The organism is Achromobacter sp. RT286_PF, assembly GCF_059760425.1.
Genome location: NZ_JCBAMR010000011.1, coordinates 131302 through 144507, shown reverse-complemented (window position 1 = coordinate 144507; position 13206 = coordinate 131302). Strand labels below are relative to the sequence as shown.

Genomic DNA, 13206 nt, shown 5'->3' with positions numbered 1-13206 from the left:
GGCAACTTCTTGCCGGGGCTTTTTTGCGTCTTCAGAGCGGGGGTTCGTCTCTGTTTTATTAAGACGCCGGGGTGGTCGAGCCGCCCGGGGTATTCGAACCGCCGCCAGGCGTGGTGCCAGGCGAAGTCGGGGCCGGCGACGTGGCCGGAGGCGTGGTCGAGGGGGCCGGCGTGCTGGCGCCAGGGGTGGTCGCGGGCGCCGCCGGGGCATCTTCCTTCTTGTTGCAAGCGCTGAGCGCAACGGCCAGCACCGAAGCAATAATCAAGGTTTTGCTCATCATTTTTGGACTCCTGTAGATGACGACTCTTGAAACCCCCTTAGGGGAAACCAGAAGTCAGGCTACAGGAAGCTGACGCCGCAGCGCGTGTGAAAGTTAAAAAGGTCGCATCCCAACGGCAACAAACCTTTCAGCTTCGTGTTATCTCTTTCCTTATGTGTCCCCACGCATGGATCTGATTGCGTTCTGTCCGAATCCGATACGTGGGCGTGTCCGGATACTACGCCGCCACGTAATGAATCCACCCGGAGTCCAGCCAATCGGCCAGGCACGAACGGGCCTCTTCCGACAGCTTTGCGCAGGCGGGGTCGGCGCAGTCCAGGCTACGAGCGTCGGCCAGCGTGCGCAGCGCGGCGTCGGCGGGCGTCATGGCGGTTTCGCCGTTGATGAAAAGCTGCTTGCCGCGATACAGCATGCGGCTGCGGCGGTCCAGCACCAGGCGACCGGACGCGGGCCAGTCCTCTTCCAGATCCACCTGCACGTCTTCGGGCGCGTCGAAGACGCTTTGGTTGTGCGGTTCGGTCAGCCAGCAACCCAGAAAGCGCGAAGCCAGCGCATCGTCAAAACGCAGTTTTTCCACGGTTTCCAGCGTGGCCGCCACCAGCGCATCCGGCAGCGCAGCCGGGGTGTCGACGGCGGGTTGGCCCGGGTCGCGGTAGACGGCGGACAGCTTCGGACCGGGCAGGGCGGGTTCACCATACGGGCCGCCCAGCAAGCCCACGCGCGCCATGACCTGGTCGGCGGCGGCTTCAAGCAGCCCGCGCGCCAGGATGGCCTGCGTAGGCGCGCGAAAGCCGATCGAGATCGTCATGCACCCATCGCCCATGGCGACGCCGTCATGCGCGGCCTGGGGCGGCAGGTACAGCATGTCGCCCGGCGCCAGCACGGCCTTTTCCTCGGGCTGGAAGTTGCTGAGGATCTTCAGCGGCAGGCCGGGTTCCAGCGACAGGTCTTTTTGCCGGCCATAGCGCCATTCGCGTTCGCCCGCCGCTTGCAGCAGGAAGACGTCGTAGCTGTCGAAATGCGGCCCCACGCCGCCGCCATGGCTGGCGATGCTGATCATCACGTCGTCCAGGCGGGCGTCCGGAACGAAGCGGAACAAGCCCATCAGTTCGGATGCGGCGTCGCTGAGCAGGTCCACGCTTTGCACCAGCAGCGTCCAGTCGCCCTCATTGTCTTTGGGCAGGCGCGCAAAGGGGCCGTTCTCCATTTGCCATTCGCCGTTTTCGCGCCAGATCAGGCGCGATTCCACATCGTCGCGCCGCGCCAGCTTCTTGATGGCGGCGATGGTCAGCGGCGGTTGAAAGCCCGGGATGGCCTGACGAATCAGCAGCGGCTTGCGCTGCCAGTAGCGGCGCATGAAGTCGTTCGGGCTTTGGTCGCCTAACAGCGGCAGGGGTTGGTCAAGGTTCATTGAAGGTGCTTCTTCAGGCGGTAGAGGGCGTCCAGCGCTTCGCGCGGGGTGAGGCTGTCCGGGTCGATCGTGGCAAGTTCTTCGCGCAGTGCGTCCAGCGCCTCGATGGCGTCGTCGCGATCAGCCTGGGCGTAGGCGTGCGCGTCGGCGTCCGCCGCCGCTGAAAACAGGCCCAGTTGCGGCGTCGGTGCGCCTTGCGCCTCCAGCCGTTCCAGCTCGCGCGTGGCCTGGCGGATGACCGCGGCCGGCACCCCCGCGCGTTGCGCCACCTGGATACCGTAGCTGCGGCTGGCCGGGCCTTCGCGCACTTCGTGCAGGAACACGATGCCGGCGGCGGATTCGGCGGCGGCCAGGTGCACGTTGGCCGATGCCGGTTGTTCGGCCGGCAGGCGCGTCAGTTCAAAGTAGTGGGTGGCGAACAGGGTCAGTGCGCGGTTGTGGGCCAGCAGGCGGCAGGCAATGGCCCACGCCAGCGCCAGGCCGTCATAGGTGGACGTGCCGCGACCGATCTCGTCCATCAGCACCAGGCTGTTGGGCGTGCTGGCCGACAGGATGGCGGCGGCCTCGGTCATTTCCATCATGAAGGTCGAGCGCCCGCCCGCCAGGTCGTCGGCCGCGCCGATGCGGGTGAAGATGCGATCGATCTTGCCGATGCGCGCGCGCGCGGCCGGCACGAAACTGCCGATGCGCGCCAACAGCACAATCAGCGCCACCTGCCGCATGTACGTCGACTTACCGCCCATGTTCGGGCCGGTGATCAGCAACATGCGACGCGCCGGGTCCAGCCGGCAGCCGTTGGGCGTGAAGCGTTCAATGGCGTGTTCCACCACGGGGTGGCGGCCGGCGTCGATGTCGATGTCGGCGTTCTCGGACAGCTCGGGCGCGATCCAGTCGTGGCGGCGCGCGTGCTCGGCCAGGGCGGACAAGGAATCCAGCTCGGCCAGCGCGGCGGCGCAGTCCGACAACGGCCGCACGTGTTCGGCCAGCACGTCCAGCAATTGCTCGAACAGCCACTTTTCGCGCGCCAGCGAACGGTCTTGCGCGGACAGCACCTTGTCTTCCCACGTTTTGAGTTCGGGCGTGATGTAGCGTTCGGCGTTTTTCAGCGTCTGGCGGCGGCGGTAGTCTTCGGGCACCTTGGCGGTCTGGCCCTTGGTCACTTCAATATAGAAGCCGTGCACGCGGTTGAATTCCACGCGCAGGTTGCTGATGCCGGTGCGTTCGCGTTCGCGCGCTTCCAGTTGCAGCAGGAAATCGCCGCCATCGGCGGCCAGGCCGCGCAGCTCGTCAAGTTCGGCATCGAACCCGGCGGCCAGCACGCCGCCGTCGCGAATGGCGACGGCCGGTTCCGGCGCAATGGCGCGCACCAGCAAAGCGGCCAGCGCGGGGTCCACGGACAGGTGCGAGATCAGTTCGCCCAGGCGCGGCGACGCTGCCATGGGTTCGACCAGGTCGCGCAGCGCGGGCAGCGATTGCAGCGCATCGCGCAGGCTGGCCAGTTCCCGGGGGCGAACCGAGCGCAGCGCCAGGCGCGCCGCGATGCGTTCGATGTCGGGAAACGCATTCAGCGCGGCGCGCAGCGATTCCAGCACACTGGCGGACCCGAAGGTCTGCTCAACATCCATGCGGCCCGCCAGCAGCGCAGAAATGGCCTGCTGGCGCGCCAGCGCCTGATCGTTTTCACGCAAGGGGTGATGCAGCCAGCGGCGCAGCAGCCGGCTGCCCATCGGCGTGCGGCAGCCGTCCAGCAGCGAGAACAGCGTGGGGGCGTCTTCGCCCGACAGCGTTTGGGTCAGTTCCAGGTTGCGGCGGGTCACCGGGTCCAGCAGCACGTACTGGCCCGGCCGTTCGGCGGACAGGCTTTGCACATGGGCCAGCGCCTGCGATTGCGTGCGCGCCGCATAGCGCAGCAGGGCGCCGGCGGCGCAGATGCCCGCGGGCATGTCTTCGATGTCGAAGCCCGCCAGGGTGTCGGTCTTGAAATGCGCCAGCAGATGCGCGCGCGCGCCATCGTTTTCGAAATGCCAGTCCGGCACGCGCGAGCGCGCGCCGTCGAAAGGAAAGTCGAACGCGGCGCTGTCGGCGCAGACGATCTCGGCAGGCGCTATGCGGTGCAGTTCGGATTCCAGCTGCGCGGGCGCGCATTCGGTGACGCGGAATTCGCCGCTGGCCAGGTTCAACCACGCCAGGCCGGCGCGCGGCGCGCGGGCGTTGCCCGATACGAACACGGCCGCCAGCGCGCGATCCGCCTTGGCGGGCAGCAACGCGTCATCGGTGAGTGTGCCGGGCGTGACGATGCGCACGATGCGGCGTTCGACGGGGCCCTTGGAGGCGGCCGGGTCGCCGATCTGTTCGCAGATGGCAATGGATTCACCCATGGCCACCAGCCGCGCCAGGTATTGCTCCATGGCGTGTACTGGCAGGCCCGCCATGGGAATCGGCGTGCCGTTGGACGAGCCCCGCTTGGTCAGCGTGAGGTTGAGCAGGCGCGCGCCGCGCTCGGCGTCTTCGTAGAACATTTCATAGAAGTCGCCCATGCGGTAGAAGAGCAGCAAGGGGCCGGCCTCCGCTTTCAGGCGGAGGTATTGCTGCATCATGGGGGTGTGGCCCGCGTGGGCCTCGGCGGCGGTGAGTTGTGTTGCGGAATTCATGCCCGTGATTGTATCGGGGCGAGCGGGCGCGTGCGGGGGCAAGCAGGACGGATTTGCCGCGCCCGGCCGCCGACGGCACAATCGCACGATGCGGTCTTGTGTTGGCCGTTGGAGCACCAGATGCCGGACTTGCCCTTTCCCGACCCCGCTTTCCCCGACCCCGCCTTACCCGATCCCGCTTTGCCCGATCCTGCTTTGCCCGACCCGCCATTTCCTGACCCCATTAACGCGGCCGAACGCGTGACGATCTCCAGCGGGGCGCATCAGGCCGAGTTCGCGCCGGGTGGCGGTGGGCGGCTGACCCGCTTGTCCACGGGCTCGCACGACTGGATCGTGCCGCTGACCGCCACCGAATGGGCGGCCGGCAAATGGCCCCGCGCGGGCTCCTACCCGCTGGTGCCGTATTCCAATCGCATCCGCAACGGCGTGTTCACGTTCAACGGCGCGCGCCACGCGCTGCAATCCGTGCCCGGCCGGCCGCAAGCCATCCACGGCGCGGGCCTGTTTCAGCCCTGGCAGGTGCGCAATCTCACGGCCGACAGCATCGACCTGGTGCTGGCCCAGCCGGCGGGCGTGCTGGGCTGGCCCTGGCCGTTCGAATGCGTTCAGCGTTACCGACTGGACGCGCGCGGCTTGCGCCTGTCGCTCAGCGTAATCAACCAGGGCGATTCCGCCATGCCTTGCGGCCTGGGCATCCACCCGTACTTCACCGCCGAACGCGTGACACTGAACGCGCGGCGCGTGTGGCCCGCCGATGCCGACGGGTTGCCCACGGGCAGCCGGGTCAAGCATGTGCGCGAGTTGCGCTGGTCGGCCGAAGGTTGCGATACCTATCTGTCGCAATGGGAGGGGCGCGCCACGCTGCACTGGGCGGACGGGCACGAACTGGCGTTGCACGCGGACCCGGCCTTTGCCCATGTCGTGGTCTACACCGCGCCGGGATCGCAATTTCTGTGCGTGGAACCTGTCACCAATGTGGCCGACGCGTTCAACCTGGCGGCGGCCGGTGAAACCCGCACGGGGATGCAGGTGCTGGAACCGGGCGAGCGCTTTGCGGCCACGGCGCTGATGGCGCTGACGCCGCCTCGCGGCCAACGCTGAACGCCGCGCTTGGAAACGCCGGCTTCCTCCGGCGATAATCCGCCAACCCCAATCCAGGAGTCTCCTACGTGAAAAAGCTCAGCACCGAACAATTGCAGGCGGCGGCCGAAACGCTGCGCCGGGTGCAGGCCAAGCTGGCCCGTTCAGGCAGCCTGCCGCTGGAGCCCACGCTGTATGCCAGCGCAAAGGGCTTTCGCCGTAGCGTGCCGGACTATCTGTGGATCTGGTTGTCGGGGCTGCTGGCGCCGCATAAGAGCCTGGCGTCGTGGATGGACACCCATCAACCCGGTTGGCGCGACGGCAAGACGCCCGCCGCCGTGGTGTACGCCCGCACCGAGAAGGGCTGGTTCGATTGGCTGATTGCCGAACTGGAAACGGAAATCAACGATCCGCATGCCCGCGCCAGGCGGGAAGGGCAGGCCTGAGCCAGGCAGCAGGATCCGGTCAAGCCGTTGCGTCGGCCTTGCCGGGCCCGTTCCTGTTATCGGCAACCACCTTCGTGTACACCGTGGCGCCCAATGACGCGCCATGCACGGCAAGGTGGGCGCCCAGTTGAATGACTTGCAGTATCTCCGCGCGCGTCGCGCCTTGCGTCAGCGCATGCGGAATCAGCGCCTGCAATGCGCCGCGGTTGCCCTCCGTGAACGCGGCGTGCAGCGCAATGCGCACCAACAAGCGTTCGGCATGGCTAAGGCCGCCTGCCGGCGCGCCGCCTTCCACAAAATCCAGCAGCACGGCCACATAACCCGGGTCCTGCGCCGCCAGTCGTAACAGGCTGGCCGCCTGATCGGGCCATAGCGCCTGGATGCGGGCCACAAGCGGATCATCCGGCGGCAGGGCCGCCGACGGGGCGGCCTCATCCAGCACGTCCGCCGCTTGCAGCACGGAGCCCAGGCCTTGCAACGTCACCAGGTGCAGCACGTCGAAGACGTCCGCCTCGCTGGCGCCCGCCGCAAGGGCAAGCTTCAGGTGCGTCGTCAAACCCGCTTCGTACAGGTGCGTGGGGGACGTGTCCAGCGCCACGTAGATCAGCTCGACCATGCGCGGCGTCAATGGCCCGGTGCGCGCCGGATAGCCGGCGTACTCGGCATAGGTTGACAAGAACGCGGGGTTGGCATGCAACAGCGCCTCGGTCCACGGCCGCCAGTAGCCGCGCGCGGCGATGAATCGGGCTTTGATCGCGGCGGGATCGTTCAGCGTGTGCATAGCGTTTGCCCTGTCAGGTATTGAGCTTCGGCGCCCGCGACGAAACGAAGCAGGGGGTTCAGCGCGGCGTCCGGGTTGGCGGCGTCCACTTCGACGGCGTTGATGCGGCGCGCGCGCGGCCCCCATTCACAGGCCAGCGTGGCGATCAGCATGCGCGCGGCCGCGTCGTCGCCCGCGTATTCCCAGGCCGTAGGAGACTTCGCCTGGGAGTCCACTTGGAAATCCGCCTGCACGGCACGCGGCAGCAGCAGCGTCAGGCTGCCCGGCCCACTGCCGCCGCCATGGCGCTGCGCGGCCGCCAAGGTGGCCGCCAGCCGCCCGCCAGGCGGGCTGTGCAGCACAGACGTGTCGATGATGGCAGCGTAGCCGTCGCGCGTATCCGTGCTGCCCAGCCCGGGCCAGCCGCCGTGCACGGTTAACGACAAAGGCGTGTCGCAGGGCACGGCGGGGATGGCGTTCGGGGCATAGGCTTGGCTGCCGCCAAAGACGGACGACCCGCCGTCTACGGACAGGCGGCTGCCGCTTAAGCTCGCGGCGTCCCGGCTGGCCAGAAACGCCAGCGCGCAGGCCAGTTCTTCGGGCTTGGCCAGGCGACCCAGGGGAATCTTCGCCACTGCGCGCACCGGGTCCAGGCGGCCGCTTGCGATCAGCCCGTCAACCAATTCCGTTCGCACGAAGCCGGGACACAAGACGCTGACGCCCAGGTCGGGCCGCGCGCGCGCCAGCGCTTGCGTCTGCGCGATCAAGCCGGCTTTGCTTGGGCTGTACGCGCCGCGCAGCGGAATGGCATGCAGCCCCGCGCCCGACGCCACGTTGACGATACGGGCGTGCGGCGCCAAGCGCCCGTGTAGCGCGCGCAGCAGCCGGGGCGGCGCATGCAGGTTCAGATCCAGCAAGCGCTGCCAGTCGCGGTCATGTTGTTCGACGACCGGCAGGTTGCTGGCGTCCGTCATCCCCGCGTTGTTGATGATGGCGTTCAGCGTCGGCATGCCGTCGGCCAGCGCCAGGATCTGTTCGGGGTCCGTCAGGTCGACGACGCGGGCAAGATGTTCGACGTGGGCGGTGGAAGGCGCCTGGGACTGCGGCGCAGACCGGTCCGTGGCTTCGGTGCGCGAAGGCCTTGCGATTGGGGCGGCGATGCTGTCGGCATCGGCATCGGCATCGGCATCGGCGTCCACATTCGCCTTCTTCGCCGCGTGCAACTGCGCCAGCAATTCCTCCAGCGCCTTTGCATTGCGGTCCACCAACACGCAGCGGTGGCCTAGTCGGGCCAGATGCCAGGCCGTGGCGCGGCCGATGCCGCTGGCCGCGCCGGTCAACAGAACCGTATCCATCAAAGCGTAGTGAACGTGATGCCGCCGTCCACCACCAGCGCCTGCGCCGTGATGAAGCGCGCTTCGTCGCTGGCCAGGAACGCGATGCCGCCGGCCACGTCTTCCACCGTGCCCAGCCGCCCCAGCGGCGTGCTGGCGATGCGGCGCGCGTCGCGTTCGGCGTTGCGGTTGCGCTGCGTGCCTTCCGTCGGCACCGCCGATGGGCAGACCGCGTTGACGCGGATGCCGCGCCCGCCCAGCTCGGCCGCCGCCGCCCGGGTAATGCCCAGCACGCCCGCCTTGATGCCCGAATACACCATCGACGCGGGCGCCGATTTCAGGGCGGCGGTGGACGCCACGTTGACGATGGCGCCGCCGCGTTCCGGGTCCATCGCCTCGGCGGCGGCCTGGATGCCCCAGATCACCGCCTTGAAGCCGATGTCCAGCATGCGGTCCATCGTGTCGGCCTGGATCTCGGCCGCGCTTTGGTAGCGCACCCAGGCCGCGTTGTTGACCAGGATGTCAAAGCGCGAACCGTATTCCGCCGCCTGCCGCACGGCCTGTGCGATGCCTTCGCGCGATGCCACGTTCTGCACCACCGCAAACGCCTTGCCGCCATGGGCGGTAATGTCGGCGACGGCCGCGTCCACCAGTTCCTGTTTCAAGTCGTTGACGCCCACGATGGCGCCGCGCGCTGCCAGCGCGCGGGCGGTGGCGCGGCCGATGCCGGCGCCTGCGCCGGTGACGAGCGCCACGCGCCCAGCCAGATCTTGTTGCATGGTTTCTTCCTACACCGATTCAATGAAATCGCGGCCCACGGCGCGTGACACGCCGCTGAATGCCGCGTCCAGCTTGCGCACCGCGCGCAGCGCGGGGTGCAAGGGCAACTCCCAGGTAAAACCCATGCCGCCGTGCAGGTGGATGGATTTTTCAATGACGAAAGCGGCGTTGGCGACGGCGCTCGCCAACGCGGGCCGGGTGTCGCGCGGCGCACCGAATTCATCGGTGTTCATCGCGCGGCGGATCGCGGCGCTGGACACGTCTTGCAGCAAGCGCATGCGTGCCAGCAGATGGCGCACGGCCTGCTTGGCCGATAGCGGACGGCCGAATTGCACGCGGGTCGCCAGGTAGCCCGCGGTGGCTTGCAATGCCCCCTCGGCCGCGCCGTTGGCGAACTCGGCCAGCAGCAGTTGCGCGGAAGCTTCCAGCGCGCGCCAGGCGTGCGCGTCAAGCCGCGCCAGCACGGGTGCGCCGGCCAGCGTCAGCCAGATCTGGGGATGGTCGGGGTCCAGTGCCGCTTGGGGTTCTTGCGTGGCATCGCGCACGTCCAGCAGCGCCGCGCCGTCGCCATCGGCCACCAGCACCCAGTCGGCCGGGCCATGATCTACGCGCGCGCTACCTTGCTGCACGCTGCCTTGCCACGCGATGCCCGCCAGCCGCTCGCCGGCCACCAGCACGGCGGCGTGCGGGGTGCCCGCCAGCGCCTTGGACAGCAACATCTGTTCGGCCAGCGGCAAGGGCAGTTGCAGCCGGCCCGCCGCGTGCGCAATCGGCAAGGCAAATGCCAGGTCCAGGCCCAGCCCGCCGTCGGCCTCGTCCGCCATCACGCCGCACAGCCCGGCCTGCGCCAGCACGGCGGCCATCTCATGCGCATCCGCGCGCGACAGCGCATCGGTGATGGCGGCGTCGGCGGCTTGCGCGAACTCTTCGGGACGCAGTTCTTCGCTACTCATGTCAAATCCTTGGGCAGGTTCATGACGCGCTGCGCGATCACATCCAGCTGCACTTCAGTGGTGCCCGCGTAGATCGTTTCAGCGCGCGCGAACAGGTACGCGTTGGTAAAGGCCTTGTGCGCGCGCCGCGCCAGGGGGCTGGAATGCGGCCCCACCTGCGACAGCAGCGATAGCGCCAGCCCGGCAAAAGCCTGATGGCATTCGGACCAATACAGCTTCGTCAGCGATCCGCGCGCGCCGATGGATTCGCCGCGCAACATGCGTTCCACGGTCAGTTCGACCAGCCCCTTCAAGCCATCGACCTGCGCGACCACTTCGCCCACGCGTTGTTGCACATAGCCGTCGTCCAACGATGGCGCAAGACGCGCGTCGGATTTGCACGCCGCGATCAACTGCCGCAGTTCGCATTCAAAGCGCCACGGCCGGTACATGCGATTGGTGGCGCGTTCGATGGACAGCACGCGGATGGCGGCGTTCCAGCCTTCATCCGGCGCGCCCAGACGCGCGCTATCGGGCACCACCACATCGTCGAAGAACACCTCGGCAAACGACTCCTTGCCGTCGATCGACTTGATCGGCACCACGCGGATGCCCGGGGTGTCCATCGGCACGGCAAACATCAGCAGCCCACGGTGCTTGTCGGCCACGGTGCCGGTGCGCGTCAGCAGCAGGCAGTAGTGCGCCTTGGCCGCGCCGCTGGTCCAGATTTTCTGGCCGTTGATGCGCCAATGCCCGCCTTCCGCGACCGCCTTGGTGCGCAAGCGCGCCAGGTCCGACCCGGCGTCCGGTTCGGAAAAGCCCTGGCACCAGAATTGCCGCATCGTCAGGATTTCCGGCAGGAAGGCCTGCTTCTGCGCATCGTCGCCGACGGCCATGATGATGGGGCCGGCCAGTTCCTTGCCGATGGAGCTGACGCTTTCCGGCATCGGCAGCGCGCCGATCTCCTTGTTCACCGCCAGATGTTCGCGCAGCGTCAGGCCGTGGCCGCCATAGATCTTGGGCCAGGTCATGCCCGCCAGGCCGGCCTGATGCATGGCCGCTTCCCAGGCGCTACTTTCGGCCAGCGTGGGGGCGCGCCAGTCCAGGCTGTCCGCCCGCATGAAGTCCGGCAAATTCGCGCGCAGCCAATTGCGCGCGTGTTGCCGGTAGACCTCGACGCCCGAGGCGGGGTCGGGAACGATTACCTGTTGTTCGAATTGCATGCTTGTCCTTGCTGTGCGGGCTCGGCTGCGGGCTCGGCTGCGGGCCCGGCTGCGGGTGTAGAGGCACGCGTGGCGCGCGGAATCATCAGCGCGTCCAGCACCACCACGCCCTGGCCCTCGGGCCTTACCAGAATGGGGTTCATGTCGATGTCGGCGATGTCGTCGCGATGGCGGTAGGCAAATTCCGACAAGCGGGCCACGCTGCGTGCAGCGGCTTGCACGTCGGCCTTGGGCCGACCACGCGCGCCGTCCAGGATCGGGAACATCTTTAATGACCGGATCATCGCCAGCGCTTCGTCTTCGGTGACGGGCGCGGTCTGTACCGCCACGTCGTTCAGCACTTCGGCATAGATGCCGCCCATGCCCACCATGACAATCGGCCCGAAGACCGGGTCTTGCGACACGCCCGCGATCATTTCCGTGCCACCGCGCAGCATCGGCGCCACCAGCACGCCGTCGATGCGGGCGCCGGGCGCGTGGCGAGCCACATTGGCAAGAATGCGGGCATGAGCCTCGCGCACGGCCTGGGCGTCGGCCACATCCAACGCCACACCGCCCGCCTCGGTCTTGTGCGCCACATCCTCTGACGCGATTTTCAGCACGACGGGGTAGCCGATGCTGTCGGCGGCGCGCACGGCAGCGTCGGCATCGATGGCGATCACTTCGCGCGGCACATCGATGCCGGCTTGGCCCAGTGCCTGCTTGGCGTGGAATTCATTCTTGAAGACGACGGGGTCGATGGGGGAAGGGGCGGGGGGCGCATTGTCGATGGCTGCAATCGAAGCGCCGTCGGGCTCTGCAAGCGGTGTTGTCGCCGTGTAGCCCGATCCAGCCGCACGGTCAGCGCCACCCCTCGCACGCAACTGCCCCAGCCGTGCCAGCCCCGCCAAACCCGTGGCCGCGGCATCAATGCTGCCGAACACGGGTATGCCCAGCGCATTGATCTGTTCGATGGCGTCCGCCGGCCCCTGGCTGATGATCATCAGCAGGCGCTGCGGATGGCTGATGCACACCTGCGCCAGCGCTTCCAGGTAGATACCGCGCAGCCGCGTGTTGTACAGCGACAGCGACATGAACAACACCAGCGAACTGTCGGAAGGATCTTCCAGCAAGGCGGTCAGCATCTTTCCCAGGATGTCGGGTCGGCTCGACATCTGCGCCGACGCGTCGACCGGGTTGCCGGTGCTGGCGGTGGGCACGGCGTCGTGGATGCGTTGCTGCGTCAGCGGCGCTAACGCGGGCAGCGTCATGCCCGCCTCGCTCATGGCGTCGGCCATCATGATGCCGAAGCCGCCCGAGGCCGCCACCAGCGTCACCGCGTCGTTGCGGGGCAAGCGGTTCGGCATCAGCATCGACGCCGCGTGGCCGACGTCGATCAACGCTTCCACCGAGCGCACGCGCAGCACGCCATGGCGGCGGAACACGGCGTCGATGACGGCATCGGACCCGGTCAGCGCGCCGGTGTGTGACGCGGCTGCCTGCTGGCCCTTTTCAGTGGAGCCGATCTTCAACACGATGACCGGCTTGCCGCGCTGGCGCGCCAGCCGCAGCGCGCTGATCAGCTTGTCGGCATCGCGGCACGTCTCCATGCAGCACAGGATGATGTGCGTATCGGGGTCGTCGGCCAGCGCCGCGATACCGTCGGCCACGTCCACGTCGGCTTCGTTGCCGGTCGCCATGAAGCGGCTGACGCCCATGCCGCGCCGCGCCACGCTTTGCATGGTGTGGCTACCCACGTTGCCCGACTGCGACACGATGCCCGCGTGCCCGGCCGGCGGCATGTGTTCTTCCAGCGCGATCGAAAACGAGCCGATCAGGCGGTCGGCCACGTTGACCGCGCCCAGGCAGTTCGGCCCCAGCACGCGCATGCCGTATTCCCGGGCAATGGCGACCAGCTCGGCTTGCAGCGCGGCGCCAGCAGGGCCTGCTTCCGTGAAGCCGGCCGACAGCACGATGGCGGCCTTGGTGCCGCGCGCCGCGCAGTCGCGCAACGCGGCGGGCGTGGCGGCGGCGGGCACGGCCAGGATGGCCAGCTCGGGAGCGCAAGGCGTGTCGCGCACCGAGGCGTAGGCGGCCAAGCCCTGGATGAAACCGCCCTTGGGGTTGATGGGATACACGGCGCCGGCATAGCCGTGTTTAATCAGCATCTGCACGGGGCGCCCGCCGATCTTGGTGACGTCGTCCGACGCGCCCACGACGGCGATGCTGCTTGCCTTGAAAAACGGCGTCAGCCCGGCGCCCGCGCGCTGGGGGCTATGTTGCTGGGGGCGATGTTGCTGCGGGCTGTGCGCTTGTGCGATCCGCGCCAT

11 protein-coding genes are annotated in these 13206 nt (G+C 68.0%); 2 read left to right on the top strand and 9 right to left on the bottom strand.

The genetic code is table 11. From position 1 onward, the window contains the following. Positions 1 to 58 precede the first annotated feature (58 nt). The 3 genes from AC6LJY_RS11960 to mutS all read right to left on the bottom strand — a co-directional run bounded on the left by AC6LJY_RS11960 (position 59) and on the right by mutS (position 4342). Complete coding sequence (locus tag AC6LJY_RS11960; protein ID WP_082134552.1) at positions 59 to 280, bottom strand: endopeptidase; 222 nt, start codon at positions 278 to 280, stop codon at positions 59 to 61. A gap of 217 nt (positions 281 to 497) precedes the next feature. Further along, on the bottom strand, positions 498 to 1691 hold the full coding sequence (locus AC6LJY_RS11955) for a ribosomal protein uL16 3-hydroxylase (protein ID WP_498136009.1): 1194 nt from the start codon (positions 1689 to 1691) through the stop codon (positions 498 to 500). Then, positions 1688 to 4342: a DNA mismatch repair protein MutS gene (gene mutS / locus AC6LJY_RS11950; RefSeq protein WP_120156418.1), complete on the bottom strand. Its 2655-nt coding sequence runs from the start codon at positions 4340 to 4342 to the stop codon at positions 1688 to 1690. Before mutS ends, AC6LJY_RS11955 begins: the two co-directional genes overlap by 4 nt. Before the next feature lie 120 nt (positions 4343 to 4462). Between mutS and AC6LJY_RS11945 the strand changes: the two genes are divergently transcribed. Both AC6LJY_RS11945 and AC6LJY_RS11940 read left to right on the top strand, forming a co-directional pair. After that, complete coding sequence (locus tag AC6LJY_RS11945; RefSeq protein ID WP_498136008.1) at positions 4463 to 5443, top strand: aldose epimerase family protein; 981 nt, start codon at positions 4463 to 4465, stop codon at positions 5441 to 5443. Between the two features lie 68 nt (positions 5444 to 5511). Further along, complete coding sequence (locus AC6LJY_RS11940) at positions 5512 to 5868, top strand: hypothetical protein (protein ID WP_498136007.1); 357 nt, start codon at positions 5512 to 5514, stop codon at positions 5866 to 5868. 19 nt (positions 5869 to 5887) lie between these two features. Here AC6LJY_RS11940 and AC6LJY_RS11935 read toward each other — a convergent pair whose 3' ends face one another. Genes AC6LJY_RS11935 through AC6LJY_RS11910 form a run of 6 tightly spaced genes read right to left on the bottom strand, consistent with a single transcriptional unit; the run spans position 5888 to position 13206 of the window. Continuing rightward, positions 5888 to 6649, bottom strand: coding sequence for a carboxymuconolactone decarboxylase family protein (locus AC6LJY_RS11935; RefSeq protein WP_498136006.1), 762 nt, complete (start codon positions 6647 to 6649; stop codon positions 5888 to 5890). Continuing rightward, positions 6637 to 7983, bottom strand: a complete 1347-nt coding sequence (locus AC6LJY_RS11930; protein WP_498136005.1) for an SDR family NAD(P)-dependent oxidoreductase — start codon at positions 7981 to 7983, stop codon at positions 6637 to 6639. Before AC6LJY_RS11930 ends, AC6LJY_RS11935 begins: the two co-directional genes overlap by 13 nt. Further along, positions 7983 to 8741, bottom strand: a complete 759-nt coding sequence (locus AC6LJY_RS11925; protein WP_498136004.1) for an SDR family NAD(P)-dependent oxidoreductase — start codon at positions 8739 to 8741, stop codon at positions 7983 to 7985. The genes AC6LJY_RS11930 and AC6LJY_RS11925 overlap by 1 nt, the downstream gene beginning before the upstream one ends. 9 nt (positions 8742 to 8750) lie before the next feature. After that, positions 8751 to 9695, bottom strand: a complete 945-nt coding sequence (locus AC6LJY_RS11920; protein ID WP_498136003.1) for an acyl-CoA dehydrogenase family protein — start codon at positions 9693 to 9695, stop codon at positions 8751 to 8753. After that, positions 9692 to 10897, bottom strand: coding sequence for an acyl-CoA dehydrogenase family protein (locus tag AC6LJY_RS11915; RefSeq protein WP_104145940.1), 1206 nt, complete (start codon positions 10895 to 10897; stop codon positions 9692 to 9694). The genes AC6LJY_RS11920 and AC6LJY_RS11915 overlap by 4 nt, the downstream gene beginning before the upstream one ends. Continuing rightward, on the bottom strand, positions 10876 to 13206 hold the full coding sequence (locus tag AC6LJY_RS11910; RefSeq protein WP_498136002.1) for an acetate--CoA ligase family protein: 2331 nt from the start codon (positions 13204 to 13206) through the stop codon (positions 10876 to 10878). Before AC6LJY_RS11910 ends, AC6LJY_RS11915 begins: the two co-directional genes overlap by 22 nt.

What these genes read in the sequence shown, in the direction of transcription:
- AC6LJY_RS11960 (WP_082134552.1), bottom strand. Translation starts at nt 280, where the DNA reads ATGATGAGCAAAACCTTGATTATTGCTTCGGTGCTGGCCGTTGCGCTC.
- AC6LJY_RS11955 (WP_498136009.1), bottom strand. Translation starts at nt 1,691, where the DNA reads ATGAACCTTGACCAACCCCTGCCGCTGTTAGGCGACCAAAGCCCGAAC.
- mutS (WP_120156418.1), bottom strand. Translation starts at nt 4,342, where the DNA reads ATGAATTCCGCAACACAACTCACCGCCGCCGAGGCCCACGCGGGCCAC.
- AC6LJY_RS11945 (WP_498136008.1), top strand. Translation starts at nt 4,463, where the DNA reads ATGCCGGACTTGCCCTTTCCCGACCCCGCTTTCCCCGACCCCGCCTTA.
- AC6LJY_RS11935 (WP_498136006.1), bottom strand. Translation starts at nt 6,649, where the DNA reads ATGCACACGCTGAACGATCCCGCCGCGATCAAAGCCCGATTCATCGCC.
- AC6LJY_RS11930 (WP_498136005.1), bottom strand. Translation starts at nt 7,983, where the DNA reads ATGGATACGGTTCTGTTGACCGGCGCGGCCAGCGGCATCGGCCGCGCC.
- AC6LJY_RS11925 (WP_498136004.1), bottom strand. Translation starts at nt 8,741, where the DNA reads ATGCAACAAGATCTGGCTGGGCGCGTGGCGCTCGTCACCGGCGCAGGC.
- AC6LJY_RS11920 (WP_498136003.1), bottom strand. Translation starts at nt 9,695, where the DNA reads ATGAGTAGCGAAGAACTGCGTCCCGAAGAGTTCGCGCAAGCCGCCGAC.
- AC6LJY_RS11915 (WP_104145940.1), bottom strand. Translation starts at nt 10,897, where the DNA reads ATGCAATTCGAACAACAGGTAATCGTTCCCGACCCCGCCTCGGGCGTC.
- AC6LJY_RS11910 (WP_498136002.1), bottom strand. Translation starts at nt 13,206, where the DNA reads ATGGCGCGGATCGCACAAGCGCACAGCCCGCAGCAACATCGCCCCCAG.